8 protein-coding genes are annotated in these 15366 nt (G+C 43.9%); 3 read left to right on the top strand and 5 right to left on the bottom strand.

The window, feature by feature from the left end:
• Positions 1 to 25: 25 nt before the first annotated feature.
• The 3 genes from HMPREF9442_RS06330 (at position 26) to HMPREF9442_RS06320 (ending at position 7010) form a co-directional block, all read left to right on the top strand.
• Positions 26 to 2563: a YfhO family protein gene (locus HMPREF9442_RS06330; RefSeq protein ID WP_008626565.1), complete on the top strand. Its 2538-nt coding sequence runs from the start codon at positions 26 to 28 to the stop codon at positions 2561 to 2563.
• A gap of 419 nt (positions 2564 to 2982) precedes the next feature.
• A complete protein-coding gene (locus tag HMPREF9442_RS06325; protein ID WP_008626555.1) occupies positions 2983 to 5346 on the top strand; it encodes a hypothetical protein in 2364 nt (787 codons plus the stop codon).
• 155 nt (positions 5347 to 5501) lie between these two features.
• Entirely contained in the window at positions 5502 to 7010 is a 1509-nt protein-coding gene (locus tag HMPREF9442_RS06320) for a M6 family metalloprotease domain-containing protein (RefSeq protein WP_008626554.1), read from the top strand.
• A gap of 72 nt (positions 7011 to 7082) precedes the next feature.
• Here HMPREF9442_RS06320 and HMPREF9442_RS06315 read toward each other — a convergent pair whose 3' ends face one another.
• The 5 genes from HMPREF9442_RS06315 to HMPREF9442_RS06295 are packed head-to-tail and all read right to left on the bottom strand — an operon-like array spanning position 7083 to position 15333.
• The gene (locus tag HMPREF9442_RS06315; RefSeq protein WP_008626552.1) at positions 7083 to 8105 is read right to left on the bottom strand and encodes a BACON domain-containing protein; all 1023 of its coding nucleotides are present in this window, start codon (positions 8103 to 8105) and stop codon (positions 7083 to 7085) included.
• A 13-nt stretch (positions 8106 to 8118) separates the two neighbouring features.
• Positions 8119 to 9480 carry a DUF4302 domain-containing protein gene (locus tag HMPREF9442_RS06310; RefSeq protein WP_008626551.1) on the bottom strand — a complete coding sequence of 454 codons (1362 nt, stop codon included), beginning with the start codon at positions 9478 to 9480 and terminating at the stop codon, positions 8119 to 8121.
• 12 nt (positions 9481 to 9492) lie between these two features.
• On the bottom strand, positions 9493 to 10371 hold the full coding sequence (locus HMPREF9442_RS06305; protein ID WP_008626550.1) for a zinc-binding metallopeptidase: 879 nt from the start codon (positions 10369 to 10371) through the stop codon (positions 9493 to 9495).
• Positions 10372 to 10395: 24 nt separating this feature from the next.
• Positions 10396 to 11967 (bottom strand): RagB/SusD family nutrient uptake outer membrane protein, encoded by a 1572-nt coding sequence (locus HMPREF9442_RS06300; RefSeq protein WP_040602733.1) that lies wholly within the window; start codon positions 11965 to 11967, stop codon positions 10396 to 10398.
• 27 nt (positions 11968 to 11994) lie between these two features.
• Positions 11995 to 15333 carry a SusC/RagA family TonB-linked outer membrane protein gene (locus HMPREF9442_RS06295; RefSeq protein ID WP_040602732.1) on the bottom strand — a complete coding sequence of 1113 codons (3339 nt, stop codon included), beginning with the start codon at positions 15331 to 15333 and terminating at the stop codon, positions 11995 to 11997.
• Between the last annotated feature and the right edge of the window lie 33 nt (positions 15334 to 15366).

The following is a 15366-nucleotide window of genomic DNA, read 5'->3' as shown; positions in this document are numbered from 1 at the left end:
TTAATTTTATATTATAATATAGGAAATGAATAAAATAAAGAATTATTTGCCGGACGCGTTGGCTGTGGTGTTGTTCATCGCGATAGGCTTTTTGTATTTTTTCCAACCCGTGACAGAGGGGTTGGTTCTTACAGGGCACGACCATAGTGGAGGTGTCGGTGCGGGAGTGGAAATGCAAGAGTATTATCAACGTACCGGGGAGCGGACACGTTGGACGAATGCCTTGTTTTCCGGAATGCCAACTTATCAAATGGCACCGAGTTATGATTCTACCGACACTTTGGTCGGTTTGCAGAAAGTCTACCAGTTAGGACTGACCGGTGTGGCCATGTATGTTTTCGTCATGTTGTTGGGCTTCTATATCCTGCTGCGCGCGTTTGACTTCAAGGTATGGATGGCTGCGTTGGGTGCCATACTGTGGGCCTTTTCTTCTTATTTCTTTATTATAATAGGTGCCGGACACATTTGGAAAGTAATGGCTTTGGCTTATATTCCGCCCACGATAGCTGGTTTGGTGTTATGTTACCGTGGTAAATATTTGTGGGGTGGGGTGGTAACGGCTTTCTTTTTGGCTTTGCAAATCATGTCCAACCATGTGCAGATGAGTTACTACTTTTTGCCGGTAATGGGATTGATGGCTTTGGCCTATCTGGTCCAGGCTGTGAAAGAAAAGAAAATGGCCGGTTGGTGCAAGGCTACCGGAATGTTGATTGTGGCCGGGCTCCTTGGAGTGGCTATCAATTCATCCAACTTGTACCATACCTACCAATATAGTAAGGAAAGCATGCGAGGAAAGAGTGAATTGGCATATAAAAACAAGCAGGACCCCGGCAACCAGACAAAAGACGGGTTGGAGCGTGATTATATTACGCAATGGAGTTATGGCATCGGGGAGACATGGTCGTTGCTTGTCCCTAACGTAAAAGGAGGTGCTTCTCTACCATTGACTGCCAGTGAGAAAGCCATGGAGAAAGCCAATCCGCAATATACACCTGTTTATCAAGCCCTGACACAATATTGGGGGGAACAGCCAGGTACGAGCGGGCCGGTGTATGTGGGTGCTTTCGTGATGATGCTGTTCGTCTTGTCCCTTTTCGTACTGAAAGGTCCCATGAAATGGTGCCTGTTGGCTTTGACGGTGCTTTCCGTGATGCTTTCATGGGGGCGTAATTTCATGGGGCTTACGAATCTCTTCCTTGATTATGTCCCGTTGTATGACAAGTTCCGTGCTGTGGCTTCCATTCTGGTTGTGGCTGAGTTCACCATCCCGTTGTTGGCTATGTTGGGGCTGAAGGCCTTGTTGGAACAGCCAGAATTGCTGAAGGCGAAACTTAAATATGTATATGCCAGTTTTGCCTTGACGGGAGGCTTTGCGCTCTTGTTCGCTTTGATGCCTGATGTATTTTTCGGCAATTATATTTCTACGGCAGAAATGTCCATGTTGCAGGATGCTACGGCCAAAGGGTATATTCCCGGCGACATGTTAGGCGGCATATTGGGTAATTTGCATGAGATGCGTAAGGCCGTAGTGGTAGCCGATGCCTGGCGTAGCTTCATTATCATAGCGATAGGTTTATTATTGCTTTTGGCTTATAATGCCAAAAAAGTCAGTGGCGGCGTGTTGGTCAGTGCCGTGTTCGTGTTGTGTTTGTTTGATTTGTGGCAGGTAGACAAGCGTTATTTGAATGACGGGATGTTCAGCGAGCCGGTGTCGGCTGCCACGAATGTGGTGCCTAAGACACCGGCGGATGAGTTTATCCTGCGCGATAAGGACAAGGATTACCGTGTGATGAACCTGGCCGGAAGTCCTTTCAATGAAAACAAGACTTCTTATTATCATAAAAGTATCGGTGGTTACCATGCGGCAAAACTTCGTCGTTATCAAGAAATGATAGAGGAGCATATCGCACCAGAGATGGGAAAATTCGCTCGTGCCGTGGCTGCTGTTCGTGGCGATTTGTCAAAAGTGGACGGGGATACGATATTTCCGGTGTTGAATATGCTTAACGTGAAGTATGCCATTATGGGGCAAGAAGGCGGGCAGACTTTCCCTGTGCCCAATCCTCATGCAAACGGCAACGGGTGGTTTGTGAAGGAGGTTCGTTACGTGACCAGTGCCGATGATGAAATTTTAGGTTTACATCGAGTAAATCCGAAAGGGATAGCGTTGGTTGCCGGTAAATATAAGGGTATATTGGGTGTGGCAGAAGGAAGCCAACCGGTGGATTCTGCAGCAACGGTGAGGCTAACCTCATACGATGCCAATGCTTTGGTGTATGAAGTCAATTCGTCGAAAGGAGGAGTCGTTGTCTTTTCTGAGATTTATTATCCCGGATGGCAAGCCACAGTGGACGGTGAACCGGTGGAAATCGCTTGTGCCGATTATATCCTACGTGCCATCAAGGTGGCTCCCGGAAAGCATACGGTGGCTTTCAAGTTTGACCCGAAGAGCCTGCACGTGACAGAGACGGTGGCCAATGTCTCTTTGGTTCTGTTGATGTTGGGTATGCTTTTTTTGTTGGGACGTGAGGTTTGGAAAAGGAGGAAAGAGACTCAAAAGTAAGTTTTGTGGTTTGAAGTTAAGAACTGAGAGAAGAAGCGGAGATGGTTTTGAGAAGGATAAGAAATCATTTCCGTTTTTCTTTTGGTGTAGGAGTTTAATGATGATTGACGGTGGTGGGGATTTGGGGAGGTTAAACGGGTGTTTTTTGGAAATTGATTTCATTCCGTAGATACCAAAAAGAAACTTGTAAATCGCTTCTAATTCGTCTTCTTCTTTAAAAATTTGTATTTTTATTGCATATTTATACTGTTAGTTTGTCTTTTGATAAATTTCTTTCCATTTTTCTTTTGTTTTAGTGTTTTTATATATAAATTTACAGCCATAAAGTTGAAAGTCTAAATATCGGGATTTAGAAAAAGGTTGTTGCGATATATCAATAAGAAGAGTATAATCTATAATTATTAATTAAAAATATCAGTATGAGGAAGATGTTTACTTTGGAAATGAAAGACTATCTGATGAGGATGGTTCTTTTTGTGGCAGTGTGTATGGTGGGTGTTGGAGGATTGAAAGCTGCCCCCGGATTGTCAGCTGATGATCCTTTGATCTTTGAAGGTGGAGAAGAATATGATGTTTCGGGAAGTTATTTTAAAGATTTGTATGCTACGTTTACGGCTCCTTCGGACGGAGTATTGACTTTGACATTTGATAGTACCGATCCTTTGGATTTATATACGGATAATACATATCAAACGATGGTGGAGCCACGTCTTGTTTACAATAATGGGGTTTGCGAATTGGAAGTAAAAGCCGGGATTACTTATTATTTTCACCGTTCTTTTATGTTGAGCGCACGAACCATTTCTGTGGAATTTGGAAAGGAAGCTGTTGCTTTGAAGTTACAACGAGTTTCTCCAACAGAGGGTGAGACATTGTTTGTTTCCAATGCTACAGTAAGTTTCACTTTCAATAGGGATGTTAAAATGGATGGGGCTACTCTTACAATTGGAGGAAAAGAAAAGTCTATTGATGCGGTTTCGACATCGTCTTCTGTACAATTTGACCTATCTGCCATTATGATGGAGGCATACAATGATGGAATCCTAAAGGAAGGAGATGATATGCTCTTAACTTTGAAGGGAGTACGGAATGCGAATAAAGAAAGTGATATTTATGGAGAAGACGGGACTTGCTCCTTGACTTTAAAAGCAGCAGCAAAACCTGTGGTTCTAAACAGTTCTGTAAATACGCCTGGAAATGGAATGGATATATTTCATTCTTATGTTATGTCTGGGGACGAGAATGTTGTACAGTTGAATTTTGATGGTGCTTTGGATACAGAGAAGAAACCGGTTGCAACATTAATATATGGGGATATAGAAGCGGAGAATGGTTTTTATCAAGAAACCTTAGATGCGCAATTCTTAGGTGAAAATACTGTAACTGTAGATTTGAGCGGAAAATCGCGTCGGCATAAAGATATGCTGCCGAACTATTCCGGCGCTGCCTTTGGAACTATTTCTTTGAAAATTGCAGGGGTGTATGCAGCTGACGGACAACCTGTTTATTCTGGTGCTCAATCCTCAGTAGGTTCTTGTACGTTTCAATATGCCTATGAGGAAGTAAAGGTGGATATAGCTGTGGCTTTTGATGACTTGGCAGGAAGTAATTCTATTGACGGATTAGACTCATTAACAATTTGGGTTCGTGGTGATGAATACTTGCATTACACTGGAGTGCAGTTTGATTTTATGGTAAATGGTCAAGTTAATTCTATTGTAGAGAAAGATATTAAGAAAAAAGCGGATTCTGAAGAAGAAGGTGCCTGTATATTAAGAGTATGTGTACCGAAAAGTGATGCCGATGCCAATTCGGAGGTAAAGGTCAGCTTTGTTGGCCTTGAAGCAGCTGACGGCGGGGATTACTCCGCAGATTTTTCTGCTGTTTTCACAACAGTAGGAAACTTGGTAAATGTACCGGATTTGATACTCACTCCAGTGAGCGGTTCTACAGTGGAAAATATTAAAGAGGTATTAGTTGGTTGTTCTGAGGGTATTCGCGTGAATGCAGACAACAAGGAGAAAATACAGATATGGGATAGAATGCGGAACGTAGTAGCTACAGCGGTAAGTATGGAGCCTGTTATTCCGGAAGATGAGAAGGAAAATCCGGATTACATACCGACAGAAATAAAGGTGGTTTTTGATAATGAAGTGAAGCTCCCCGGAGCTTATATGGTGAATCTTCCGGCAGAGGCATTCGTTTTAGGAAATCAGACATCTATTTTAAGTAAGGCAACCCTTGTGGATTATATGATTATAGGGGAAGTTGCGAAAGATTATGTTCCGAGCGAAGTTGTAGCCGAGACAGAAGGAAGTACAGTGATAGGTTTTACGATAAAGACACCAGAATGGGTGACTTTGGATGAGAATTTTGACACAGAGAAAATCAAGATTTATAATTCGAATACTCAGGAAGAAGTTGTGGGTGGAAAATCGGTAAGTTATGCAGCAGCTTTTGAAGATTTTAGTATCGCATTGGAGAATCCTCTCACAGAGAAAGGTACTTATACGTTGTTTATTCCGGCAGAATTGTTTGGAAATGGTTCTTGGATTCCCGGTTCTACAGAAGGGGCTTGTAATCCGGAATTAACTTATACGATAGTTATAGACGAGAATGGGGTGACAGTCGGAGTAAATTCAGTATTGGCTGAAATTGGGACAAAAGTAACGGTGTACAATCTTAATGGTGTACGTGTGCTTTATAATGCAGACCGTGATGCATTGAAGGCTTTAAGAAAAGGAATTTATGTCGTGAATGGAAAGAAGGTGGTGATTAAGTAATCACTTTCTATAATTAAGGATACGATGGGGAGTTTTGTCGAAAGGCAGAACTTCCCATTCTGTTTTCTGAAATCTATGTAGTAACTTCCTTATGTAGGAGGATTTTCTTATTTTTGCAAAGAAAAATAGGAATGTATTAATCATAATAATAACGAATGAATTTAAAAAGACTTTTGTATGCGGCTTTGTTTTGGGGCGCAATGGTAGGCGGGGTTCAGGCGGGACACCCGTTGGTAAGGAAAATCGGTGAGATGCCCGTGCGTACTGGATCTCCTAAGATTCCGGTGGTATTGGTACAGTTCAAGGACAAGCTCATGAGTGAAACGGATCCGAAAGCGAGTTATACGGCACGTCTTTCGAAACCTGCCACGATTGAAGAAGTAGAATCCGGGAGTGGTACAGCATTTCAGTATTTTGCAGACCAGAGTGACGGTAAGTTTACGCCGGAATTTGTCGTAATCGGTCCTGTCACGTTGGACGAGAAGGCTGCTTATTATGGTGCAGATGGAAAAACGATGAAGGATGAGCACGTTGGGGAGATGATTACGGAGGCCATCCAAAAGGCGATAGGAACCGGTGAAGTGGAAGACTGGGCTGAATTTGATAGTAATTCCGACGGTCTGGTAGATGCGCTTTATGTACTTTATGCAGGAGAAGGACAGCATGCCCTTCCTGCTCAGACAGATTTGGTATGGCCGCATACATCATCCCTCTCTGAGCGTGGTTATACGAGTCCGGAAGTTGCAGGCTTGAAGTTTAACTCTTATTCTTGTACTAACGAAATGTTGAATGGGCAGTTAGATGGAATAGGGACATTCTGTCATGAATTTAGCCACCAGTTAGGTCTGCCGGATTTTTACCGTACGGACGGAGTTGTGGTATCGGAGTTTGCTATGGGGTCATGGTCTTTGATGGACTATGGTAGTTATGCACTCGACGGACGCCGTCCTGTGGGCTATCGTGCATTGGAAAAGGCCCATATGGGATGGATTGATTTGCAGGAGTTGGATGAGGCTACGACTGTGAAGAGCATGCCTTCTACGGATTGGGGAGGAATGGCTTTTAAGGTTGTGAATTCTTCTCCTTCAGCTAAGGGAAATGAGTATTTGGTGTTGGAAACGATAGATGATCGTGGATGGAATAAAAGTTGTTTAGGAAAAGGTCTGTTGGTGACTTATGTTTGTTTGCCAGATCCTACGGTGTGGGAGAATAATACAGTAAATAACGTCTCTTCATCGGCCTTCCGGGTGAAAGTTATTCCGGCAGATAACGCCCGTCCTTTGTTGGTGAGTGGAAAGAATGAGGCAGAATATGAAGCCAGTTTGATAGGAGATACTTATCCGTGGAACGGTAACGATGAACTTACGGATACTTCTATTCCGGCTACGGAAATGTCTTTTGGGCTTGCCGGGACGTTAGGGAAGCCTATTACTGATATTGTATATGACGAGGTATCCCAGACTGTTTCTTTTGATTTTATGGGGGGAAGTGAGGAACATGTGATTACGATAATACCGAGTGTGCCTATGGATGAGAAAGTTGGTTATACTACATCGGGAGTTTGGTATCGGATGGATGGAGTACAAGTAGAAAAGCCCATGCGTAAAGGAGTATATCTTTATCGTGGGGCAGATGGTCGTATGATTAAGAGGTTACTTAAGTAACATTGTGAGTGGTAAAAAGCATGGCGTCCTGGAATCAGGACGCCATGCTTTTCATTGTCATTGAAAGGAGATTTATCGTTTCAATTGTAATTGACGGAAAGCTTCTACTGTCCCTTGTTTATTGCCGGCTTGGTCATAGGCTGTGACTACTACTCCGTCCATTTCTATTCCATCGGTGAAAGTGGAGTCCGCTGTAAAATTACATTCGTAACCCTCAGGAGTACATTTTAATGAACTTGTGTAGCTGATTTTACGCTTTTCCGTATCGAAGGAATAAATGGTTCCATCGGAACTGATACCGTTCAAGTAAATCTTGTAGCTATCCTGAAAGAAACCTAAATCTTCTCCCATTTTAAATGCAAAAGAATGTTCGTCGGTTTGTTGGGCTTTCAATACCAGATTCTCAGGCATGCCTGTTACGGAAATTGTTCCATTTGTATTCCTGTCTAGTGTCACATTGCATGTGGTAGGTTGGTTTCTACTGTTAATAAAATGGGCAGTCCACTCTCCCATCAGGTCGTCTACGCTGTATTGGTAAAGAGAGGTGGTGAACTGTTTGTTCATTTTCTCACAGTCGATGTTCACGGATGTATGACGTGGGAAGCCACTCAGGTTCTTTTTGAATGTGAATGTGATACCCTCTTCATTTTTTTCGTAACTAACCCAGTCTGAACTTATATTAACTGTGTACTCAAAAGCCGAAGTAACTGAAAGGGAAACGGCATTTATGGAATCTGTTGCATGGAGGCCTTCAGTTGCTTCTACACGAAAGAATCCCCCTTGTTGGTTGATAGGAATTTGCTTTTGTGTGCCGTCAGCGTATGTTATAGTTACGATTGCATTGCGTCCTTCGATATCCGTATTGTCTTCTACTGTCACGAAAATAGTATCGCCATCTTGTTTCAATCTGCACCAATTGTCTGAAGATACGGCTGTTGCATGTTGCCCATTCAGTAAAATATAACCTTCTGAGGCTGCAGCTTTGAAGTTGATGTCTACGACTGTTACTTGTGGCTTTACGGCTTCGTCGTCATCGCTGCAACCGGTAAAGAAACCGGTTGCAAGCGCACATAATATGATGCTTGTTTTTTTCATCTTCTTCTAATCTTTAATCTTTTTGTTTAAGTTTTATTTCGCTGTATGTGTTCAACACACCGAGTTGTTCGCTAGCTCGGTCTTCACCCTTGAATGCGTAGAACACAAAGCCATTGATAGATGATTCAGAGATACGGCCATTGTCCGTGAATTCAAGAATACGTGGTGTCATTTGGGTGGTGTAGCTGACGATACCGGCCTTAGGCATTAGGTACATGTTACCGGCATTTTCATCCCAAGGGCACAAATGAATGTACGCATCCATTTCACCCTCTTCTTCCGTCGACAATACGACCATGTCCAAATATTGCGTGCGAAACTCAATCATACCCGTAGTACGGTTATATACAGCCTTTACCTTAAATTTCAGGTTTAATGCGCTGATTTGGGTTTGGAGAGTGTCTGTATTTTCCAACCGGGTAAAACTTACGGTTTCAACAGTATCCTTTTGACCAAAGTTGTAAGTATATTCCAAAGTCCATTGGTGTTCAGTATAAAATTCTATAGGAACATAATCTGTTGGTCTCACATATTTCAGTTCGACAGAGTTGTCACTTGTGCTAGTGAAAGATTTGGTTTCATTGTCCCATACGAAATTATCGCATTCCACTCCATTGACGGTAGTAGGGCTGTACAGTCGAATACCTTTGTCTGTGTATGCAAAGGAAACTTTGCGTTTCGTTGTTTCTCCATTGCTTGCCGTTTCGCTGAATGTGATAACATTCTCTTGCGAGAAAGCAGATGGGGTGAAAGTTGTTTCCCCTTTAAAACCAACTAATGTGCCGTATTCTTCGCTTTCGGTACGTATTTTATTGCAAGCTGCGATATAAGCGTCCCAATCGACATCATTAGCCAATTTGGTCATGTGCATGATAGTGCCATGCTTCTTTCCTTTTAGTGTAACCTCATTTTCCCTAGCGTCAGTGATAACGAATTCAAAATCTCCGGCATATCCGTCTACGTCAAGGCCTCCTTTGGGTTCGCTCCAATAATGTATGAGCACGTTGTAGGTAGAGAAAGACAAAACGGGACCTTGGTCTGCAATGAGCGTGAATTTAGACGTGACCCGTTCTCCGGCCTGTGTTTCTGTTTTATCGTTGAAACCTTGTACCTTGGTGTCGGACATGATAGTCACGTCTTCGCCTTCAAATTTCATGAGCATCGTCACACCGCCGATGTCATGGCTTTTACCGCCTGGATAATATTCCAGTTTCCATCCGTTCGTGGCACTGGTGAGCAATGCCTGATAATTGTCCAGTGCCTGGTTGGTGCGGTTGGTGGATGAGTCTTCGAAGATGTCATCTTCGCTGAACAGGCAGGATTGCAGTGTGAATGCCGCCAAGCAAATCAAACTCAATATGCTAAATCTTTTCATTTTGTTTACTCATTATAGGTTTTCCAAATCAAGGTCTTTTATCTCTGAGGTTCTACGTAGTACGACACTTCTGAGTTCGTCGATGTCGATGTTCCAAGAGTTTTGCAAATAGCTCTTTACAATTTCAAACTTTTGGTTGATTAGCTTTGCGCCTTTTTCGCCGCTTTGTTGCAATAGGCTCTCCCAATATGTCTGGTCATTTGTAATATAAGTAGAGATGATTTCTGCAAAGTCTTCATCCGGTTGGTCCATGGCGTAAGGGGTCACGAACCCTTTCCGGTTAGCTGTACTGTCAGCCTGCTCGTTCCATTGGGCACCTACGTATTCGGATGGAGTAATCTTTTCAAAGTCCGTGCTGTAAGGCTTGGTCTGGTGCAAGATATGAGAGAATTCGTGGTGCATGGTGTGGAAGTAATATGCGTTCAGCACTTCCGGGTCGTCTATGTTGTTCTCTATCGTGTTGATGTTATAGAGGATTACCTTTAAGCCGCCTTCCGCTGTTCCCAAAGTACTGGTCTGTGTGTCTGCGTCGTATGCGGCAGAGCCGACGAAAAGGATTTGTTTGGGGACGTAAGTCCTCATGAAATTGATGCCTGCGATTTCATCGTATGCTTCCAACCATACATATTTGATGATTTGAGCCATTATTTTGGATTGGTTCAACCCGGCAGGTGCGAGGTCATAGCTCATATCGGTTTCTATGTCTTCCCATTTATATTTTATTTCTATATTATAGGGGGTTACATAGTTCTTCATCAACCATTTGTCAAACTCGTTGCGTGCGGGTGCTTCAGTATCGAATATGCTTTGGTCTTCTATCTTGTCATCATTACATGATATGGCAGTCAGGCTCAAAGCGAACACTAATAGATAACCTATATATTTTTTCATTTTTTCCTTATTTAAATATATGAATTATTTATTTCTCGGGTTAGGGGTTAGGCCGGCACCGATTACTGTATTCGGGATTTGTAAAGCGCGACGTGGGTCGTCAACTTTCATTTCATCGGTTACGGTAATGATTTGCTTCTCTACCGTTCTACGATAAATCGTAATGCCGTATCGTTTGATGTCCCCCCAACGCAAGCCTTCGTGAAGTGTCAGGATACGGCGGGCATGGAGGATGAAATGAAGCATGTTTTCTTGTGTGCCCGGTTCTATTGTAAAATCAGGATGCAATTCTTTTTTGACGGTAGGCTTCTGCGGAGTATAGTAATCCAGTTTACCGTAGAAGTCATTAATGCCTTGCTCTGTAAGCGCCACTTTAGACGTCGTATAGCTATTCTCCCAAATCTGCATGTCGGCAATAGCTTTGTCATACTCTTTTTTCATGGTATAGGCTTCAGCACGTATCAGCAAGGCTTCGTCTGTGGTGAAGGCTGCCTGTACAATGTTGTAGTAACCTGTGTTGGCACTCGGATCTACGACCTCGAAGTAGAAAAAAGGGTATTTACGGAATACCACTTTGGGGATAGAAGTATAGTTGGCTGCGATTTGTTTGAGTGTAGTGCTACAATCTCCCCAAATACCTGTGGATTCGCTTGTTTCGTTTTTAGAGATTGTCGGGTTGTGTGTGTACCGGTTGGTTGTGGTAAGAGGGCCGTTGTACAATCCCCAATAAGAACGGGCTGTATACAACAGCAAGTTTGCCCGGTTACTAGCATCTACATAGGCATCGGGTTGCAGGTCATCATTCAACGACAAACTTCCGAGGGTTCCCCAATCACGCATTACTAATGCAGGGTCGTTGCCTAAGACTTTGGTGGCATATTCTATCGCCTTGTCATATTGGCAATAGTACAAGTAAAAACGTGCGGCAAAGGCATAAGCTGCCTTGCTGTTGAAGTGGTACTTGGCTACCGAGTAGTTATTGTCATCAATCAATGGCAATCCGGCTTCAAGGTCAGCTGCAATATGCTCGTATGTCTTGCCGATGGTTTCGCGGTCATATTGCGGATTGACAGTTGTTTCCGGCAGTGTGCTGTAAGGGATACCTAAAGCGGTGTTTTTATTACTTTCGCTCCATGCTTCACAGAAGATATAACTGAGCATGAAATGTCCGTATGCTCGGCAAAGTAGGGCTTCGCCTCGCTGTGCAGACAACAAACTGGGGCTGATTCCTTCTGCCTGCAGCTTGTCGATAGCTTCTAAAGCTTGGTTGGCCGTGGCTATGGCTTTATAACAGGATGACCAATAAGTTACAGGCGAGTCGTTACCTGTTTCTTTGGTATCTTTCCATTCGTAGATTTCTCGGCTTAAACGGTCGAAGATTTGATATTTGGGACCATTGTCGTCCGTGTTGTCCGACGAAAATTCGGCCAATAAGTTCCAACTTGTGGTCGGATAGGCTGTAACTAACAGTTTGGTAATTTTTTCCGGGGTATCTAATTCCGTACGGTTATCGGGCATTTCGTCCAAAAAGTCGTTACAGGAAGATACGGTCAGCGATAATGCGGTAAAGGCAATTGCTGTATATTTGAAATTCATCATCATTCTTTTTAAGTTCGTATATGATTATAAACCTAATCTCAGTGTCATGGTAAACTGGCGGGGTACAGGAGAAGCTACACCGCCTGAGTTGACAAACTCAGGGTCTTGTCCGTTCAGTTTCTTGTCCGCATAGAGAAGGCAGAGGTTGGTAGCCTGTAACTTCAGAGAGAGGTTGGACAGTTTTAACGGTTCTATCCATTTCTTGGGAAAGTCATAGGACAAAGAAATCTCTTTCAGACGGATGAAACCGCCTTTTGCTACTCGTTCTGTGGAGTAATTATAAGCGTTATAAGCATATCTTAAATCCGTATTTTCGTAATACTGGCGATAGCTCAGGATGGCCGGTATATTGGTTTTGTGCTCGTCACCCGGCAAGGTCCAACGGTTTTTAAATTCACGCGTCGTGGCTGTCAAATCGCTATAGTTGGCACTGAATACCGGATCAAGACGGACCACGTTGCCACCGGAATAAGTCAGGAACACGTTCAGGCGGAAGCCTTTGTAATTGAAAGTATTGCCCAAGCTACCCATTACGGTCGGGTCGGTAGAGCCTTCATATTTTAGCCAAGAGAAGTCATCACTGTACTGGAAGCTGATGTCCGTGCTAGTAATTTCTCCGTTTTCGTTGTAGAATGTCGGTATACCGTTGCTGTCCAGACCGGCAAACGGAATAGAGAACAGGGAACGTACTGGATAACCGGGCATCGTGAAACCGGTACCACTCACATAGTCCATCATGGTGGCCAGTGCATCCAATTCAGTCACTTCGTTTTTGTAAGTCGAGAAAATGAAGTCGGTGTTCCAGGAGAAGTTTTTGTTTTTGATATTCACGGTCGAGATACTCATTTCGAAGCCATGGGATTTCATGGAAGCCACGTTGGCCCATTTTTTAGTTTCTCCACCCACGCCTTGTGTGTTGATAGAGCCAATCAAGTCGTGGTTGTCACGAGTGTACCAGTCCATGGCCAGATTAATGCGATTATCTAAGAAGCCCAAATCCAATCCTAAGTTCAACTCAGTTTTCTTTTCATACGTCAGTTCGCTGTTCTCTAATTGATAAAGTTGCATACCGCTTTCCTGTATAGACGTGAACGGGCGGAACGGGGTATAGCTTGAGATAATTGCTTTAGAGTTAGATATGCTTGAGGGACCTCGGTCGCCTGTCAGAGAGTATGAAACCTTGAACGCTGCATGAGATATTATGTCTTTGATAGGCTCGAAGAACTTTTCTTCGTCGAGGTTCCATCGCCCGGAGATGTTCCATGTAGGAAGCCAACGGGCGCTACGGCTCTTCCCTAATTTATTTGTACCTTCATAACGTACCGTTCCATTTACGGAATAGCGGGATTGGAATGCATAGTTGGCGTTCATGAAGAAGGCTGCACTGCGCAGACGGTTGTTTCCCATGCCGTAGTAGCTCGAACCTTGTTCGATGAGCTGTTTCAGGAATTGGTAAATATAGAATGGAGTTTCACCCATGGAATATTGCATACCCCATCCGTGGAAATAAGATTGGTTGTAATCCGTAGCGTTGGTTTCCATACCTGCGTAGATATTGGTTAGATGATCTTCTTTCCAAAGGCGGTTCCACGATGCGGAAGCTCGGAAATCGAATCCTTTCGTCTTGTAGTCGGTACGTTTATAGAAACCACCTTCTGGCAGGACTGACATCGGTAAAGAATAAGGGTTATCGGGGTCTGTGTACAGTTTGTCGTTTTGGTCGCGGATGATGGCATTGCCCATGGCTCGGTAAGCATTGGCTTGGTTGGCATCATCTTTGACGAACTGTTCGTTGGCAATGGTGCTGTATTTCATGGCACCGAGTGCACTGAATTCCAGTTCGGAAATCGGTTTCCATTTCAATTCTCCTTGGAATTTTAAATCTACGATGTTCAACTCGATATAGTTATTGTCCAATTCATGGAAGATATTGAAGTCTGCATAGTTACGCGTGTAATATTCATTCGGGTCGAGTGTGCGGGAAGTATTTAATGCGAATGAGTAAGGGTTGATGTCAAATTCGCGGCTCACTTCACCGTTGGCGATGTCCGTGCTTTGGCTAGATGTGCCCGGGGCACGTTGCTTACGGTAGGAGGCATTGGACAGCAAGTTCAGTGTGAGCTGTTTGCTGAGATTGAAGGAGGTGTTTAAGTTGGCTGTATAACGGTTCACTTTACTTTGTTTGTACCATCCCGGGTCGCTCATGACACTCAAAGAGGCATAATAGGAAGCCTTATCCGTACCGGAAGACACGCTTACGGAGTGGTTGTGCATGACATTGTTACTAAACAATTCGTCGAACCAGTCCGTATTACGCATTTCTGCAGCGCGTAGGTAAGCGTTACGCGCTTCCGGGGTATTAGACAATCCGAATTGTCCGGTAGCTGCGTCGTAAGAGTTGATTAGGTGCCACATTTTACCGTATACACCACTGTTTGGTGCGTTGTACATACCATTGTCTCCAGTGCCGGAGAAGTTTAACCACCCCTTGTCGGCCATTTCCTTGTATACTGACATCTGGTCTTGCGAATTCATGATGTTGAAGTTCTTGTAACTCGGCTTCATGCGCATGGTGATTTCACCAGTATAGTTGATCTTGCTTTGTCCGGCTTTTCCTTTTTTGGTGGTGACAACAATCACACCAGCCATGGCTCGTGCACCGTAAATGGAGGTTGCAGAACCATCTTTCAGAATTTGGAAACTTTCGATGTCATCGGCGTTCAAGCCTGCGATGGAAGAGCTGATCATGGTTTCCACGTCACCGGTGGCCAAAGCGTCCGCGCTTACTTCAATGGCATCTTCCATGATGACACCGTCCACAACCCATAACGGTTTGCTACTGCCATAAATGGAGGTGGCTCCACGGACACGGATTTTCGGCGCTGTACCGAATGTACCGCTGACATTTTGTACAGATACGCCGGCGGCTCGTCCTTCCAATGAACGGCTGATGTCGGCCATACCGTCTATTTTCATTTTATCGGCATCCAACTTTACGGTGGCACCGGAGAAGAGGCGCTTGTCCATTTTCTGTAATCCGGTCACTACCACTTCACCGAGCTCCTTATTGTCCGGTTGGAGGGTGATTTTAAGGTTCGTTTTAATGGGCACTGTCTGTTTCTTGAAACCGATACTGGAGATTTCAAGGAATTTGGCTGTGGCCGGGATGTTCTTGATGGTGAACTTTCCATCGAAGTCGGCCGATGCACCCATGGTCGTGCCTTGTACTTTCACGTTTGCGCCGATGAGCGGTAGGCCGTCTTCAGCAGAATAAACGATGCCCGATGCTGTTTGGGTTTGTGCATAAGACGCGCCCGCCATTATGCAGAACAGCATACAGAGCATGAGAAGTTTTTGTTTCATCATTTAAAGAGTTGTTATTAATAAATTATTGTC

This window comes from Paraprevotella xylaniphila YIT 11841 (genome assembly GCF_000205165.1).
Taxonomy (GTDB): domain Bacteria; phylum Bacteroidota; class Bacteroidia; order Bacteroidales; family Bacteroidaceae; genus Paraprevotella; species Paraprevotella xylaniphila.
The sequence above is the reverse complement of the archived record's forward strand: the minus strand, read 5'-3'. Positions and strand labels throughout refer to the sequence as shown.

Bases quoted from the DNA above. Each gene is read 5' to 3' on its own strand.
- HMPREF9442_RS06295 (WP_040602732.1), bottom strand. From the start codon at position 15,333: ATGAAACAAAAACTTCTCATGCTCTGTATGCTGTTCTGCATAATGGCG.
- HMPREF9442_RS06300 (WP_040602733.1), bottom strand. From the start codon at position 11,967: ATGAATTTCAAATATACAGCAATTGCCTTTACCGCATTATCGCTGACC.
- HMPREF9442_RS06330 (WP_008626565.1), top strand. From the start codon at position 26: ATGAATAAAATAAAGAATTATTTGCCGGACGCGTTGGCTGTGGTGTTG.
- HMPREF9442_RS06305 (WP_008626550.1), bottom strand. From the start codon at position 10,371: ATGAAAAAATATATAGGTTATCTATTAGTGTTCGCTTTGAGCCTGACT.
- HMPREF9442_RS06325 (WP_008626555.1), top strand. From the start codon at position 2,983: ATGAGGAAGATGTTTACTTTGGAAATGAAAGACTATCTGATGAGGATG.
- HMPREF9442_RS06310 (WP_008626551.1), bottom strand. From the start codon at position 9,480: ATGAAAAGATTTAGCATATTGAGTTTGATTTGCTTGGCGGCATTCACA.
- HMPREF9442_RS06320 (WP_008626554.1), top strand. From the start codon at position 5,502: ATGAATTTAAAAAGACTTTTGTATGCGGCTTTGTTTTGGGGCGCAATG.
- HMPREF9442_RS06315 (WP_008626552.1), bottom strand. From the start codon at position 8,105: ATGAAAAAAACAAGCATCATATTATGTGCGCTTGCAACCGGTTTCTTT.